This is a genomic window from Pseudarthrobacter sp. MDT1-22 (genome assembly GCF_054511035.1).
The window spans coordinates 130,781-144,816 of the sequence record NZ_JBTNDK010000005.1; the positions used below are offsets into that span (position 1 = coordinate 130,781).

Below are 14,036 nucleotides of genomic sequence, written 5' to 3' on the forward strand. Positions count from 1 at the left end.
GGACGATGCGGCGTTCCCGCGATACCGGCGCTGGCAGGCGGATACGGGGCTGGCTCGCCCTTGGCGCTCGCTGATACATCATCCGGCAAGCGCTTTCCAAGGTCCAGTGTGGACTATGGCGGGCTGCCGAGTCCAGTAATGTAACGATTCAAAAATTAGCTTGACCCACCCGCCATGAGGGGTCTAGATTTCGAGAAACCGATTACTCAGGTGACGCCCGCCACTTATGGACGCGTTTCTGCAACGATGGAGAACCGAAGGAGCTTTGCCATGCTGGCTGGAAGTTTCAGTGCACGCGCCTACTCGTTCTTTGACACCCTGCTCTGGATTGCCTGCCTCAACGTGCTGTGGATCCTTTTCACCCTGCTGGGCCTGGGTGTCCTGGGTGCAGGTCCTGCAACGGCCGCGGCGCAGATCCTGGTCCGGCGCCGGGTGCGGGGAGAAGCCGCCCCGCTGCTCAAGTCGTTCACCCGTGAATACTTCGCGAACTTCGTCGGTGCCAACGCTCTGGCGTTGCCCGTCATGGCGGTGGCAGTGGCCCTGGCGATGAACTGGAACTACTCGTCCGGCGCCCGGGGCCTGATGTCCCAGCTGGTCGCAGCCGGCACGTTTGTTGCCGCCATCTTCCTCGCCGGGGTGGTCTGCTACCTCTTCCCGATGTACGCCCGCTACGAACTGCCGCTGGGCCAGTACCTGATGATCTGCTCCCGTTTTGCTGTCCGTCACCTGGCGGGCACCGTCATCCTGCTGTTCATCACAGCCGCAGCCGTCTACGCGAGCCGCGCCCTGCCTGGACTTATCCCCTTCTTCAGCATCGGCGCCTGGCTGTACGTGACCGGCTGGCTGTGCGACCGGTTCTTTGCCGCCAATGACGAGTCCGTCGCCGCCTTGGCCGCGCTGCAGGAGGCTGCCGACGGCGACGCGCACCCCGCCGTCGCCCTGCCCAGCCAGCAGGGGGCACCTGTTGGGTGACCTTTTTGACGGCCGGCTCCTGTATGGCGCGGCCGTCTATCCCGAGGTCCTGGACGTGGCTACCTTCGCCGCCGACGCTGCCCACATGCGCCGGCTCGGCATGAACACGGCCAGGCTGGGAGAGTTCATGTGGTCCGCCCTGGAACCCGAGGATGGGGAGATTTGCCTGGACGTCCTGGACCGCGCCCTCGAGGTGCTCGGCGCCAGCGGGCTCAGCGCCATAGTCTGCACACCCACGGCCACCCCGCCGGTCTGGCTCACCCACGGCCACCCGGAACGCCTGCACCACACGGCCGACGGCGTTGCCCTGGGTCACGGCTCCCGGCAGCACATCTGCACCAACAATCCCGTTTTCCGCGACCGCGCCGCACGGATAACCAAGTCCATGGCGGCCGCCGTCGGGAATGACCGGAGGGTTCTCGCGTGGCAGTTGGACAACGAGTTCAAGTCCCACGTGGGCGGCTGCCACTGCGCAACTTGCCGTGACCTCTGGACCGGCTGGCTGGCCGCGCGCTACCAGGAGGTTGATCTGCTCAACCAGGCGTGGCATTCCGCGGTCTGGAGTGAAACGTATCAAAGCTTTGCGCAGGTGCCCCTTCCCGGCCCCACGCCGTTCCTCCACAACACCTCGCTGGTCAACGATTTCAGGCTGTTCAGCCAGGAGAGCATCAACGGGTTTGCCCGCGAACAGTCGGGCATCATCCGAGTCCACAGCAGTCTTCCCGTGACCCACAACAGCGGCTTCGGCTTCGACCTGGACAACGCCGCGCTCTTCGAGCACCTGGACTTCTCCAGCTTCGACACCTACCCCTCGGCCAACAACCATTCCGCGTTCCTGATGAACCTGGACTACTTCCCGCGGCTGGCAAAGTCCCGCCGCACGGTCCTGATGGAGACCAGTCCCAGCCACGGCGGCTCGGTGCGGCACTACGGCGTGCCGCACCCGCACGGGTTCGCGGAAGCGGAGGCCTTCGCCAACTACGCCTCAGGGTCCGCCGGATTCCTGTTCTGGCACTTCCGCCAGCACCGCGGCGGCAGCGAACAGGCGCACGGTTCGGTGGTCAGCGCCTGGGGCCAGCCCACCATCGGCCACGCCAGCGCCGACGCAATAGGCAGGCTGCTCCCGGCGGTGAAGCCGCTGCTGGACCACAGCAGCCCGGCCCAGCCCGCCGTCGCCGTCCACTACTCGGACCACGCCAAGGGATTCCTGGAGACCGAAGCGGGCGACAGGGTTGGCTACCGCGGACTGATCTCGGCGATCTACGCAGGACTGGTCCGGGCCGGAATCCAGCGGTCACTGCTTCCGGTGGAGGCCTCCCTCGCCGGCTTCCGCGTGCTGTTCACCCCGTTCGTCCACCACCTCCCAGAGCAGGACCGGGAGCGGATCCTGCAGTGGGTGCACGACGGCGGCACGTGGGTCTGCGGGCCCGGCACCGGAGGCCGTACGGAGCACCACACATGGCATGCCGACTCCGCCCTCGGCGGGCTGGAGGCCGCCGCCGGCGTCGAATCCGTCTTCCAGTTCCCGGCCACCGGGTCAGGTTCCCGGGGCAGCATCCTGGGCCACGACGTCGACCTCTCCCGGATGAGCACGTTCTTCAGGCTCCCAGAAAATGACGCGCCTGGTGCGGCCACGGCGCTCGGCACGGTCACCGTCGGTCCCGCCGAGGGCCTTGAATTCGCCACCGAACGCCGGATCGGCGCCGGCCGGATGATCCTGCTCGGTTCCTATCCAGGGGCCGGCGCGGGAACCGGCGGACCGGACGACGGCGGCGGCGCGCCGCTGGCTGCCGTCGTCGAGTACGCGTGCGCCGGGGTGCTGCCGCGCGTCCGCACCGCGGGTGGCACGGTGGCCGGATATCAGCGCTGGCGCAACGGCCGGTTGCAGCACTGGCTGGTCAACATGGGCGGCGAGCCGGGAGCGTTTACTCTCCTGCGGCCCGCCCGCAAACTGCTGGGCAAGCAGGCCGTCCATGCCCACAACGGCAGCCACACCAGCCACCCCGCGCTTACCCTTCCCGCCGGCGTCCACACCCTGGGCGCCTACGACTATCTGGTTCTGGAAGACATCAAAGAGGAGCACTCACTGTGAAATGGCTTGAGCAGGCACCACGCGTGGACACGGCTGTGCAGTTCGGCAGGCCGTGGGCGCAGGGGGAATTGGAGGCAGCGGGCGTCCCCGGCATTCGGCTGGCAGACGCAGCGTTGGCCCATGAGGCCAGGCCGCTGGCCTACTGGCCGGACGGCAGTGTTAAATGGACCGCCCATGCCGCCGTGGTTCCGGCCGCCAGTGAGGCTGCTGCCCTGGAGCCGGTGCTGGCGGGTGCGTTCGCCTCGGAGCCGGCACCAGCCTTGGGATCCGGGCGGGCACTGTCCGACGCCTTGCCGACCCGCCCGTTGGCCTCCTTCGACGGCGGCACCATCCGCGTGGACACCGGCGCCTTCACGGTGACCATCGCCACCGGTAGCCAGGCGGCGGGTGCCGGCCCCCGGAAGGCGGCTGGCGAGCTCACCGGCCCGTTCACTGCGCCGGACGGACGGCAGCTCGGCGATGCCCTGCGGCTGGTGGTCAGTACACCGGATGCCCAGGCCAGCGTCGAGTCCGCGGACATCGAGACGCCAGGCTCCGTGCGGACGGTGGTCCGGCTTGAGGGGTCTGTCGCCGCGCGAGGCACCGAATTGCTCCGGTTCATCATCCGCCTCACGTTCTTCGCCGGGCAGGCCACCGTTCAGGTTACGCAGACACTGCTGTTCCAGGACGCGGCCAAGGACCGGATCATCAAGGGCGTCGGGTTGCGGCTGGACCGCAGCCTCAACGGGGTCCTGCTGAACCGCCGCGTCAGCATCGCGGGGGACACGGCCGTCTACACCGAACCCGTGCAGTCCCTCTACAGCAGGCCATTCAGCGGCGACAACCCTGACTACGCCCGCCAGCTCGCCGGCCAGGCCGTCAGTGAGACGGCGGAAACCGCGGCGGTGTTCGCCGTCGGGCGGCAGAATGCTGTCTGGTCCAACTTCCGGCTGACGCAGGAATCCGAGGACTACTTCCGGCTGGAGAAGCAGACCAAAGCCAGGCTGCTGCCCGTCCGGATGGGCAAGGGCCACCGCAGCCAGGGACTGTTGTACGCCGGGGACGCCACTGGCGGCGTGGCCGTCACCCTGCGCGGCTTCTGGCAGAAATTCCCGGCGGCCCTGGAAGTGGACGGCATGGCCGGGGATTCCGCCGCGTTCACTGCCTGGTCCTGGGCCGAGTCAGTGGAACCCATGGACCTGCGTCACTACACGGATGAATGCCACGTGCCCAGCGCCTACGAGGGCTTCGACGAACTTCGCTCCACCCCGGAAGGTGTGGCCAACACGTCCCACATCTCCTTTGACTTCGTGGACTCTTCACCGTCCAGCGACTGGCTGTGGGAACTGGCCTGCGAACGCCAGCAGCCCGCCCTACCCGTCTGCGAACCGGAGCTGTACTACTCCTCCCGCGCCGCCGGAACCACATGGGGGCTGCCGGCGACGGTGCCCGCCGGCGCGGCCGTGGAACGGCGGCTCGACGGACTCGTGGAGTTCTACACCCAGGAAGTGGAACAGCGCGGCTGGTACGGCTACTGGAACTACGGCGACTTTATGCACAGCTACGACCAGTACCGCCACCAGTGGCGTTATGATCTCGGAGGCTTCGCCTGGGCCAACAACGAACTGGCGCCCAACATGTGGCTCTGGCAGTCGTTCCTGCGCAGCGGCGACGCACGCGCCTTCCGCCTCGCCGAGGCCATGACCTGGCACAGCGCGGAAGTGGACCGGCACCACTTCGGCGAGTACTCCCAGCTGGGGTCCCGCCACAACGTGGTCCACTGGGGCTGCGGTTGCAAGGAGGTCCGGATCAGCATGGCCGGCCTTCACCGCTACTACTACTTCCTCACCGGGGACGAACGTATCGGCGAGCTTCTCTCCGAGGTCCGCGACGCCGAGCACGCGCTGGACCGGATGGACCCCATGCGTGAGTTCTACGAGCGGACCCCGGAACGGACGCACATCCGGATAGGGCCCGACTGGTCCGCCCTGGTGTCCAACTGGTTCAGCGAATGGGAACGCACCGGCGACACCCAGTGGAAGGACCGGATCACCAAGGGCATCGGCCAGCTTGAGGCCATGCCCCACGGGCTGCTCTCCGGACCCACCCTGGAGCTTGACGCCTCGGCCCTGGACCTGCACCACATGTTCACCGGGACAGAGGGCGGCTTCCACATGATCATCGCCTTCGGCGCCCCGCAGGTGTGGATGGAGGTGGCCGAGGCGCTGGACCATGGCGGCTTCCGCCGGATGCTCGCCGACTTCGGCAGGTTCTACGCCCTGCCGGAAGCCGAAAAGCAGCGTCTCACCGGCGGCGCACTGGACGACACCCACTTCAGTTGGCCGTCCATGGCCACCGGAATGATGGCCTACGGCGCCTGGTGCTACCGCGACGAGGAACTCGCTGCCACTGCCTGGAAAATCCTGCTGGAGAACGCCGGGGGCGGGCTGACAACCCCGTTCGCCGCATCGCTGCAGCAGGCACAGACCTGGCGTCCCGTCGTCGAACACCCCAACATCTCCACCAACTGGGCCTCCCAGTGGGGCCTCAACGCCATGCTCTGCCTGGAACTGATCGGCCCGCCGGGGGAGCCCCGCTGGGCCAGGCACCCCCGTGACCTGACCCGCATCACCAACTGAACAGCACCAACACAACTGCACCAACCGACCCCGGTGAACTGAACTGCCGGACCCAACCCCGAAGAAGTGGACAAAGGAACAACATGATCACCAGAAAACTCAGCCTGGCCGCCGCCGTCGTGACCGCCACGGCACTGACTCTGACTGCATGCGGGGGCGGTGAGACCCCGTCGGCGGACCTCTCAACGATCAACGTGATGGCTCCGTTCCTGGAAGCACAGCCGCCCACACCTGACGGAGCCGTGCAGCAGAAATTGGAGGAACTCACCGGCAAGGACGTCAACATCACCTGGACGCCGAACGCCTCCTACGAAGACAAGATGAACATCACCCTTGCCTCATCTGAGATCCCGCACGTCCTGGTGGTCCAGAGCAAATCCCCCGGGTTCGTCAAGAACGCTGAGGCCGGCGCCTTCTGGGACCTCACGGACAAGTTGGACGAGTACCCCAACCTCAAGACCACCTTCCCGGAGGTGCAGAACAACGCCAGCGTTAATGGCAAGGTCTACGGCATCTTTCGGGCACGCGGACCGATGCGTGCGGCCGTGATGTTCCGCCAGGACTGGCTGGACAAGCTGGGCCTGAAAGCTCCGGAAACCACGGAGGATCTCTACAACGTGGCCAAGGCCTTCACCGAACAGGACCCGGACGGCAACGGGCAGGATGACACCTGGGGCATCACCATCCCCAAATGGGGTGCGCTGGGATCCAACAGCCCCTACGACATCATCGAAGAATGGTACGGCGCCGGTAACCGGTGGACCGAAAAGGACGGCAAGCTGATCCCGAGCTTCGAGACCGAGGAGTTCCTCGAAGCCAACCGCTTCGTCAAAAAGATGTTGGACGAGAAGCTCATCAACCCCGACTTCGCCACGTTCGACGGCACTAAGTGGAACGAGCCGTTCTTCAACGGCAAGGGCGGCATCATTGTCGACGTCGACTCCCGCGTCAGTGTCCTCATCAACCTCTTCAAGCAGGCCAACCCCAACGACTTCGAAAACAAAGTGGGTTTCGTCGGCAACCTCAAGGGACCGGACGGCGAACTCAACGCACACCCGACCGATGGTTACTCAGGCTTCCTGGCCATTCCCAAGACCAGCGTCCGCACCGAGGCTGAGCTGAAAACGGTGCTGGAGTTCCTGAACACCATGAACGGCAAGGAAGTAGCCACGCTTTTCAACAACGGCATCGAAGGCGTGAACTTCGCCGTCGAGGACGGCAAGGCAGCCACCATCAAGCCCGAAACCCCCGAGGGCAAGGTCGTCAACACGGACATCAAGAGCTACGCGCAGCTGGGCACCAACGTCACCGGCAACAACTTCTACCCGGTCAAGCAGGCGTCGGATTACGAGCAGAAAGTCTTCGACAAGCGCGTTGAGGTCATGGCCGAGGATCTGAAGAGCGCCGTTTACAACCCGGCCGCGGCTTTCGTGTCACCCACTTACGTGGCGAAGGGCGCGCAGCTGGACAACATCGTGGCGGACGCCCGGATCAAGTACCTGGCCGGCCAAATCGATGAGCAAGGACTGAAGGACGCCATCAAACTGTGGAAGACCAGCGGCGGCGACAAGGTCCAGGAAGAGATCAACAAGCTCTGGCAGGACAGCAAGTAACAGACCTCCGGCGCCGCCCGGCCGGTCCGCACACCCTGCGGGCCGGCCGGCGGCGGATCCTTACCACCAGAAAGGAGGCCTGAATGTCGCAACTGACAGACGCACTGGCCTCGAACATCGGCGCCGGCGACGGAGCCGGCACGGAGTCCGGCCAAGGCAAAGCTAAGAAACCCGCCAAGCCCCCGAAGGTCCCGCGCGGCAAGTTTTCGATCCATCTCGCGCATTACAAATGGCTGTACCTGCTGTTGCTGCCCGGCGTGCTGTATTTCGCGGTGTTCCGCTACGCCCCGATGTACGGGGTGTCAATCGCGTTCAAGGATTACGTTCCGTTCCTGGGTGTGAACGCCAGCCCGTGGGTGGGGTTCCAGCAATTCCAGGATTTCTTCGCCAACCCGGACTTCGGCCGGCTGCTGGGCAACACCCTGATCCTGGCGTTCCTGAGCCTGGGCATCGCGTTCCCGCTGACCATTGTGCTGGCGCTGCTGCTGAACGAGGTCCGCCTCTCCATCCTCAAACGAACCGTCCAGACCCTCGTCTACATCCCGCACTTCCTGTCCTGGACCATCGTGGCGTCGCTGAGCTTCCTGCTCTTCGCCCTGGACTTCGGGCCGCTGTTCCTGTTCATCAACAACGTCCTGGGCACCGACATCGACTTCCTCTCCGACCCGGCCTGGTTCCGGCCGCTCATTGTGCTGCAGGATATCTGGAAGAACACCGGCTGGGGGACTATCATCTTCCTCGCCGCCCTGGCCACCGTGGACCAGGACCAGTACGAGGCCGCGATCATCGACGGCGCCGGCCGGTTCCGCCGGGTCTGGCACATCACCCTGCCCGGGATCCGCTCCACCATCATCGTGATGCTGATCCTGGCGATCGGGCAGATGCTCAACACCGGTTTCGAGCAGATCTACCTCATGACGAACGCCTTGAACCGCGGGGTGGCTGAGGTCTTTGACACCTACGTGTACTTCGTGGGCATCACCCAGGGCGCCTACAGCTACTCCACCGCCGTGGGTCTGTTCAAGTCCCTGGTGGGCATCGTGCTGATCTTCGGCACCAACGCCCTGGCCAAGCGATTCAACCAGAGCGGACTGTTCTAATGAAGATTCACAACACCACCGGCGGGCGGATCTTCGACGCCGCCAACTACGTCTTCCTGAGCCTGATCGGCATCATCACGCTGCTGCCGTTCGTCTACGTGTTCGCCGGCTCCTTCGCGACCGAAGCGGAAATCACCCGGCGGGCCTTCTTCGTCTGGCCCGAGCAGTTCAGTCTGGGCGCCTACGAATACATCTTCTCCACGCCCGCGTTCATCCGTGCCCTGGTCACCACGGTGCTGGTCACCGTTGTGGGCACCGTGGTGCAGCTGGTCCTGACCGTCACCATGGCCTACCCGCTGGCCAAACGGAACCTCCGCGGCCGCCAGCTCATCATGTCCCTGGTGGTCTTCGCCATGGTCTTCTCCGGCGGCATGATCCCCACCTTCCTGCTCGTCAAGGACCTCGGCCTGCTCAACTCCTACTGGGCGCTGATCCTGCCCGCGGCCATCAACCCGTTCAGCCTGATCATCATCAAGAACTTCTTCCAGGAACTCCCCGCCGAGCTGGAGGAATCGGCGAAGATGGACGGCGCCACCGAAGTAGGAATCCTCTGGCGGATCCTGCTGCCGCTCTCCAAACCGGTCCTCGCAACGTTCGCGCTGTTCTACGCCGTGGGCATCTGGAACGACTTCATGTCACCGCTGCTCTACCTGAGCGACAACTCCAAATGGACGCTGCAGATGTACCTGCGCCAGGTCACCGCCTCCTCCGACCTCCTCGGCACCGGCAACGTGGACCCCAACTACATCCCGCCCGAACAAAGCATCAAGTTCGCCGTAATCGTGGTGGCCACCCTGCCCATCCTCATCTTCTACCCCTTCCTGCAAAAACATTTCGCCAAGGGCATGCTCATCGGCTCGGTCAAGGGCTGACGGCCCTGGCCGCACCCTGAGGTGTCTGGTAACCAACAGAAAGCAACAGCATGAAAATCCTGCTCGCCGGAGATTCCACGGTGGCAAACTGCCCCACTTACGAGTACCCAATGAGTGGCTGGGGAGCGCACCTGCCCCGCCACGTGTACTCCTGGGCCGCGGTGCACAACTTCGCCAAGGGCGGTGCCAGCACGGAGTCCTTCCGCGAGGAAGGGCTCTGGGGGCAGCTGCTCGAAACCGCGGCGGAGGGCGACCTTGTCCTGATCCAGTTCGGGCACAACGACCAGAAGAAGGTCCACCTCGCGGCCAGGACGGGTTACGCCGCCAACCTGCGCACCATGGTGGCGGAGGTCCGTGACCTGGGCGCTGTGCCGGTGCTCTGCACGTCGGTGGAGCGCCGGCACTTCCTGGGCGGGCCGGCTGGACACTCCAGCGTGGACAGCGTCCTGGAGGACAGCCTGGAGGATTACCCTGACGTGGTCCGGGAGCTCGCGCTTGAGCTGCAGCTGCCAGCCGTCGACCTAAACGCCTGGACGCGTGCGCTGTATGTGGAGCTGGGGGTTGCGGAATCGCAGTCCCTGTTCTGCCACTTCGGATCGGGCGAGCACGCGTTCTGGCCGGCAGGGCTGGCGGACAATACGCACTTCTCCCAGCGCGGTGCGTCCCTCGTGGCGGCGGAGGTTGCCGCCCAGCTTGGGCGGCTCGGCTTCGGCCCGGGCGGGGCGGGCTCCCAGGACAGCGCGACGGCGGTACTTCCGACGGCGGTGCTCACGACGGCGAGGCGGGGCTAGGTGGGCGCGCGGCAAGCCAGCACCGGGCTGCTCTACAGCAACCCCCTCGCCGGCCCGGCGGACCTGTCCGGCTGGGTGGCGGAAGGGCCGCTGAGCACGGGAAGCCACAACGGTGCGCTTGAGCTGTCCGGCTCGCTGGACGATGAAGAGTTCGCCGACCACGCGCACTGGACACTCTGGTGCCCCGAGGAGTTCCCTGACGGCATCCGGATCAGCTGGGAGTTCCTGCCCATCGCGGAGCCGGGCCTGGCCATACTGTTCTTCTCAGCCGCAGGCCACGGCGGCCAAGACCTGTTTTCGGCCGGACTCGAAGCGCGGACGGGCTACTACCCGCAGTACCACTCCGGCGATATCGACGCCCTGCACGTGTCCTACTTCCGGCACAAATACGAGTCCGAGCGGGCCTTCCGTACCTGCAACCTCCGGAAAAGCGCCGGCTTTGAACTGGTGGCCCAGGGCGCGGATCCGCTGCCGCCTACCGAGGATGCGGTGGATTTCTACCGGATGGGAGTAGTGAAGGACGGACCTCGTGTGGCCTTTGCCATCAACGGATTGCCGCTCTTTGAATGGTGGGACCCGTCGGACAAAGTGCTGGGCGGCGGCCGCATCGGCTTCCGCCAGATGGCACCGCTGAAGGCCGCCTACCGGAACCTCAGAGTGCAGAAAATCTGACCGGGGCTCGTCACATCCAAGGTTTTGAGCATGACGTTCTCCGATCCAATAGCAAGGTCATCAGTCAGGCCTGATGTTCTGGTTGAGCCTGAAGAAGTTCGTTGGGTCGTATTTTTGCTTGAGTGCCTTGAGCCGGTCGTACTTGGCGGCGCCGTATGCATGCCTGACGCGTTCCTCGCCCTCTTCCATGAGGAAGTTCACGTAGACGCTGGTGTGGTGGGGCGCCAGGGCAGACCAATAGTCCCGGGCCCACTGGCGCTCGGCATCGAAGCCGTCGGCGGTCTTGCTGTTGCCGTTGATGTTGAACGTGAACCCGGCCTGGCGGCCGTTGAAGGCGGTAGCACCGTCGTCGATCCTTCCCACCGCACCGCCCATCTGCCACAGGGCGACGCTGGTGACTGGCGAGGTAATGCGGCTGCCGTACTCAGCCATGACGTCGATGACGTCGTCGCTGAGGGCCGCGACGTCGCACGACCGGACGTAGTAATGCCAGCCGTGCGGGAAGGACGGATCAAACGTCCTTTGGTGCTCGAGGAAGGGCTTGGGCCGGCAAAAATCGAGCACGGGCGAACCGAATTCCTTGAGCGGCCGCAGGACCCGTTCGCCCTCCTCGACCGGTCCCGCGAAGCAGGCCGTGACCGCAAGGACGCGCTTGCCCACCAGGTCTGGCGGGACGATCGGCAGTGCCGGGGCCCTCCGCTGCACGGCGATAGTCATGAGCTCGTCGGGACAGTCCGCGATCCAGTCCCGGTAAAAGCGGAGCACTTCGGGGGCATCTTCCATCGGCCAGAAGACCGGACCAGCCATAACGTAGGGGCCCACTGGGTTCAGCCGGAACTCGAAGTCGGTGACGATGCCGAAGTTCCCGCCGCCGCCCCGCACGCCCCAGAAGAGATCGGCGTTCTGATCCTCGCTGGCCCTGACCAGTTCGCCGTCCGCGGTGACCACGTCCACAGACAGCAGCTGGTCGATGGTGAGTCCGTGCTTGCGCATGACCCAGCCGATGCCGCCGCCCAGCGTGAGGCCCGCAACCCCGGTATGCGTGACGATTCCCGACGGGACGGCGAGGCCGAACTCCTGCGTCTCGCGATCGAGTTCGCCGAGCAGCACGCCGGCCTGGACGCGGACCGTCCGAGCCTCGGGGTCCACGCGGATGCCCTTCATGGGCCCGAGATCGATGAGCATTCCGTCGTCGCACACTGACAGCCCGGGAAAGCTATGTCCGCCTCCGCGCACAGCGGCCAGCAGATTGTGCGAGCGGGCGAACCGGATGGCAGATCGCACGTCTGCGACGCCGGTGCAGCGGGCTACGAGTGCGGGACGGCGATCAATCGATCCGTTCCACACCTTGCGGTGCTCATCGTAACCAGCGTCAGCCGGACGGACGAGGTCGCCCCGAAAGGTTGTTTGTAATTCATCGACAGCAACGCCGTCGATTTCCGTGCTTTGTGCCATGGGACTCACGGACCTCTCGCTCTTCCAGCAGAGTCCCACCGTTGGCACGAACTGGCAAGAGGAAATTGCGGGAGCTCGGGCGTCCCCGTCCGGGGCAAGCTGAGCCGCTAGCCGACCGCCTTCTTCACGAGCTCGACGATCCTTGTCTCGTCCTCGGCCGTGAGCTCCGTGAGGGCGAAGGCGGTTGGCCACATGGTGCCGTCGTCTAGGCCGGCCACGTCGTTAAAGCCGAGGGTTGAATACCGGGTCTTGAACTTGTGCGAGCTTTGGAAGAAGCAGACAACCTTGCCGTCCTTGGCATACCCGGGCATTCCGTACCAGGTCTTTGGTGTGAGTTCCGGGGCGCTGGCCTTGATGATGGCATGAATCCGCTCCGCCATGACGCGGTCCGGTTCCGGCATCTCGGCGATCTTCGCAAGCACGTCGCTCTCCCCATCAACATTGGCGCCGCGTGATCCGCGCCGTGTAGCCGTCTTGAGCTCCTGGGCCCGTTCCTTCATTGCGGCGCGTTCGTCTGCATCGAAGCCGTCGTAGGACTTGGCGCTCGTGCCGGTCTTGTTCGTGTCCGTCATTGCGGGTTTCCTTCCTTGGCGGTCTCTTGGGGTCCACGCTAGTGTCCGGGCGTCAAGGAGGCTTCTCCAGAACTGCTCGAATCCATAACTGCTCGAAGCGGAGATCCCTAGCCGGCGAAGGATCCCTTCGCCGGGGCGGTGCTCTGCCGGACCACCAGTTCGGGGGTGAAGATGACGGCCCGGTGCTTTGGAGTGTTGGAGTCGAGTTCCTCGGCCAACAGCTCGATAGCCGTGCGCCCCAGCGCCTCGGTGGGCTGCCGGATGGAGGAGAGGGGTACCACCGCGGAGACGGCAAAGTCGATGTCGTCATAGCCGATCAGCGCAATGTCCTCGGGAATCCTCAGCCTGTGCGTCATGGTCAGCGACTGCATCACACCCAGGGCCAGGAGGTCGTTGGCGCAGAAGATGCCATCCGGCAGGTCCGCGAGCCCACGCTCCACGAGCATGTTGCCCACGCTCCGACCGGCCAGCACAGTCTGGCCGTCCGAATCCAGGACCTCCAGGGTGGCGTCCGGTTCCTCCTGCACGGCGCGCTGCGCGCCCTGCAGGCGGTCCGCCACCTGGCGGATCGAGGCGGGGCCACCCACAAAGGCGAGCCGACGGCGGCCGGTGTCCAGCAGGTGCCGGGCAGCGAGGTACCCGCCGGCGTCGTCGTCCACTGAGACGGAGCTGTACTTGCTCTCATCGGCGAGCCGGTCCACCAGGACGGTGGGCACGCCGCGCTCACGCAGCTGGTCGAGGCGGTCGGTGACGTCGCCGACGGGGGAGATGAGCAGCCCCTGGACGCGCTGTTCCTGGAACAGGTCGATGTAGTTGGATTCCCGGCTGGCGTTGTGGCCGCTGTCGCCGAGGAGCACGGCGCTGCCCTGGAGTGCCGCGGCGTCTTCGGCGGCCCGCACCACCGATGTGAAGAAGGGGTTGCCGACGTCGAGCACGATCAGCCCGATGGTCCTGCTGTGACCGGCGCGCAACTGGCGGGCGGCGTCATTGCGGACGAAGCCCAGCTCGTTGATGGCACGCAGGACCCGCTCCTTGGTCCGCTGGGAAACCCTGTCCGGGTAGTTCAGGACGTTGGACACCGTGCCCACGGCCACGCTTGCGTGGTTGGCGACGTCCTTAATGCTGGCTGAGCGATTCATGTTTCTCCGTGCTGATATGCCGCGTGCAGCACTTTTCCCGTAGTCCCGGATTGTGGTCTGGAAATTGCTTGACACCTACTTGACTTCAAGAGTACTTTGAATCGTAACAATGAAACGATTCAAAGCTTGGGATGTTCAGG

At 65.2% G+C, this 14,036-nt stretch carries 11 protein-coding genes; 8 read left to right on the forward strand and 3 right to left on the reverse strand.

Annotation, left to right across the window (positions count from 1 at the left end):
- Positions 1 to 270: 270 nt before the first annotated feature.
- The 8 genes from ACX80M_RS06230 (at position 271) to ACX80M_RS06265 (ending at position 10,730) form a co-directional block, all read left to right on the forward strand.
- On the forward strand, positions 271 to 972 hold the full coding sequence (locus tag ACX80M_RS06230; RefSeq protein ID WP_252610669.1) for a YesL family protein: 702 nt from the start codon (positions 271 to 273) through the stop codon (positions 970 to 972).
- Positions 965 to 3,064, forward strand: a complete 2,100-nt coding sequence (locus ACX80M_RS06235) for a beta-galactosidase (RefSeq protein ID WP_252610667.1) — start codon at positions 965 to 967, stop codon at positions 3,062 to 3,064. The genes ACX80M_RS06230 and ACX80M_RS06235 overlap by 8 nt, the downstream gene beginning before the upstream one ends.
- A complete protein-coding gene (locus ACX80M_RS06240) occupies positions 3,061 to 5,682 on the forward strand; it encodes an exo-rhamnogalacturonan lyase family protein (protein WP_252610665.1) in 2,622 nt (873 codons plus the stop codon). Before ACX80M_RS06235 ends, ACX80M_RS06240 begins: the two co-directional genes overlap by 4 nt.
- Before the next feature lie 83 nt (positions 5,683 to 5,765).
- Complete coding sequence (locus ACX80M_RS06245; protein WP_252610663.1) at positions 5,766 to 7,295, forward strand: extracellular solute-binding protein; 1,530 nt, start codon at positions 5,766 to 5,768, stop codon at positions 7,293 to 7,295.
- Between the two features lie 83 nt (positions 7,296 to 7,378).
- The gene (locus ACX80M_RS06250; protein WP_252610661.1) at positions 7,379 to 8,395 is read left to right on the forward strand and encodes an ABC transporter permease; all 1,017 of its coding nucleotides are present in this window, start codon (positions 7,379 to 7,381) and stop codon (positions 8,393 to 8,395) included.
- The gene (locus tag ACX80M_RS06255; protein ID WP_252610659.1) at positions 8,395 to 9,267 is read left to right on the forward strand and encodes a carbohydrate ABC transporter permease; all 873 of its coding nucleotides are present in this window, start codon (positions 8,395 to 8,397) and stop codon (positions 9,265 to 9,267) included. Before ACX80M_RS06250 ends, ACX80M_RS06255 begins: the two co-directional genes overlap by 1 nt.
- A gap of 50 nt (positions 9,268 to 9,317) precedes the next feature.
- Positions 9,318 to 10,058 (forward strand): rhamnogalacturonan acetylesterase, encoded by a 741-nt coding sequence (locus tag ACX80M_RS06260; RefSeq protein ID WP_459309260.1) that lies wholly within the window; start codon positions 9,318 to 9,320, stop codon positions 10,056 to 10,058.
- Positions 10,059 to 10,730 (forward strand): DUF1961 family protein, encoded by a 672-nt coding sequence (locus tag ACX80M_RS06265; RefSeq protein ID WP_252614082.1) that lies wholly within the window; start codon positions 10,059 to 10,061, stop codon positions 10,728 to 10,730.
- Positions 10,731 to 10,790: 60 nt separating this feature from the next.
- On the opposite strand, the gene ACX80M_RS06270 is transcribed toward ACX80M_RS06265, so the two are convergent.
- From ACX80M_RS06270 to ACX80M_RS06280, 3 genes are all read right to left on the reverse strand, one after another.
- Positions 10,791 to 12,185, reverse strand: a complete 1,395-nt coding sequence (locus ACX80M_RS06270; RefSeq protein ID WP_252610652.1) for an FAD-binding oxidoreductase — start codon at positions 12,183 to 12,185, stop codon at positions 10,791 to 10,793.
- 107 nt (positions 12,186 to 12,292) lie between these two features.
- Positions 12,293 to 12,757, reverse strand: coding sequence for an iron chaperone (locus tag ACX80M_RS06275; RefSeq protein ID WP_252610650.1), 465 nt, complete (start codon positions 12,755 to 12,757; stop codon positions 12,293 to 12,295).
- A 107-nt stretch (positions 12,758 to 12,864) separates the two neighbouring features.
- Entirely contained in the window at positions 12,865 to 13,896 is a 1,032-nt protein-coding gene (locus ACX80M_RS06280; RefSeq protein ID WP_252610648.1) for a LacI family DNA-binding transcriptional regulator, read from the reverse strand.
- Positions 13,897 to 14,036: the final 140 nt, after the last annotated feature.

What these genes read in the sequence shown, in the direction of transcription:
- ACX80M_RS06230 (WP_252610669.1), top strand. Translation starts at nt 271, where the DNA reads ATGCTGGCTGGAAGTTTCAGTGCACGCGCCTACTCGTTCTTTGACACC.
- ACX80M_RS06245 (WP_252610663.1), top strand. Translation starts at nt 5,766, where the DNA reads ATGATCACCAGAAAACTCAGCCTGGCCGCCGCCGTCGTGACCGCCACG.
- ACX80M_RS06250 (WP_252610661.1), top strand. Translation starts at nt 7,379, where the DNA reads ATGTCGCAACTGACAGACGCACTGGCCTCGAACATCGGCGCCGGCGAC.
- ACX80M_RS06255 (WP_252610659.1), top strand. Translation starts at nt 8,395, where the DNA reads ATGAAGATTCACAACACCACCGGCGGGCGGATCTTCGACGCCGCCAAC.
- ACX80M_RS06260 (WP_459309260.1), top strand. Translation starts at nt 9,318, where the DNA reads ATGAAAATCCTGCTCGCCGGAGATTCCACGGTGGCAAACTGCCCCACT.
- ACX80M_RS06270 (WP_252610652.1), bottom strand. Translation starts at nt 12,185, where the DNA reads ATGGCACAAAGCACGGAAATCGACGGCGTTGCTGTCGATGAATTACAA.
- ACX80M_RS06275 (WP_252610650.1), bottom strand. Translation starts at nt 12,757, where the DNA reads ATGACGGACACGAACAAGACCGGCACGAGCGCCAAGTCCTACGACGGC.
- ACX80M_RS06280 (WP_252610648.1), bottom strand. Translation starts at nt 13,896, where the DNA reads ATGAATCGCTCAGCCAGCATTAAGGACGTCGCCAACCACGCAAGCGTG.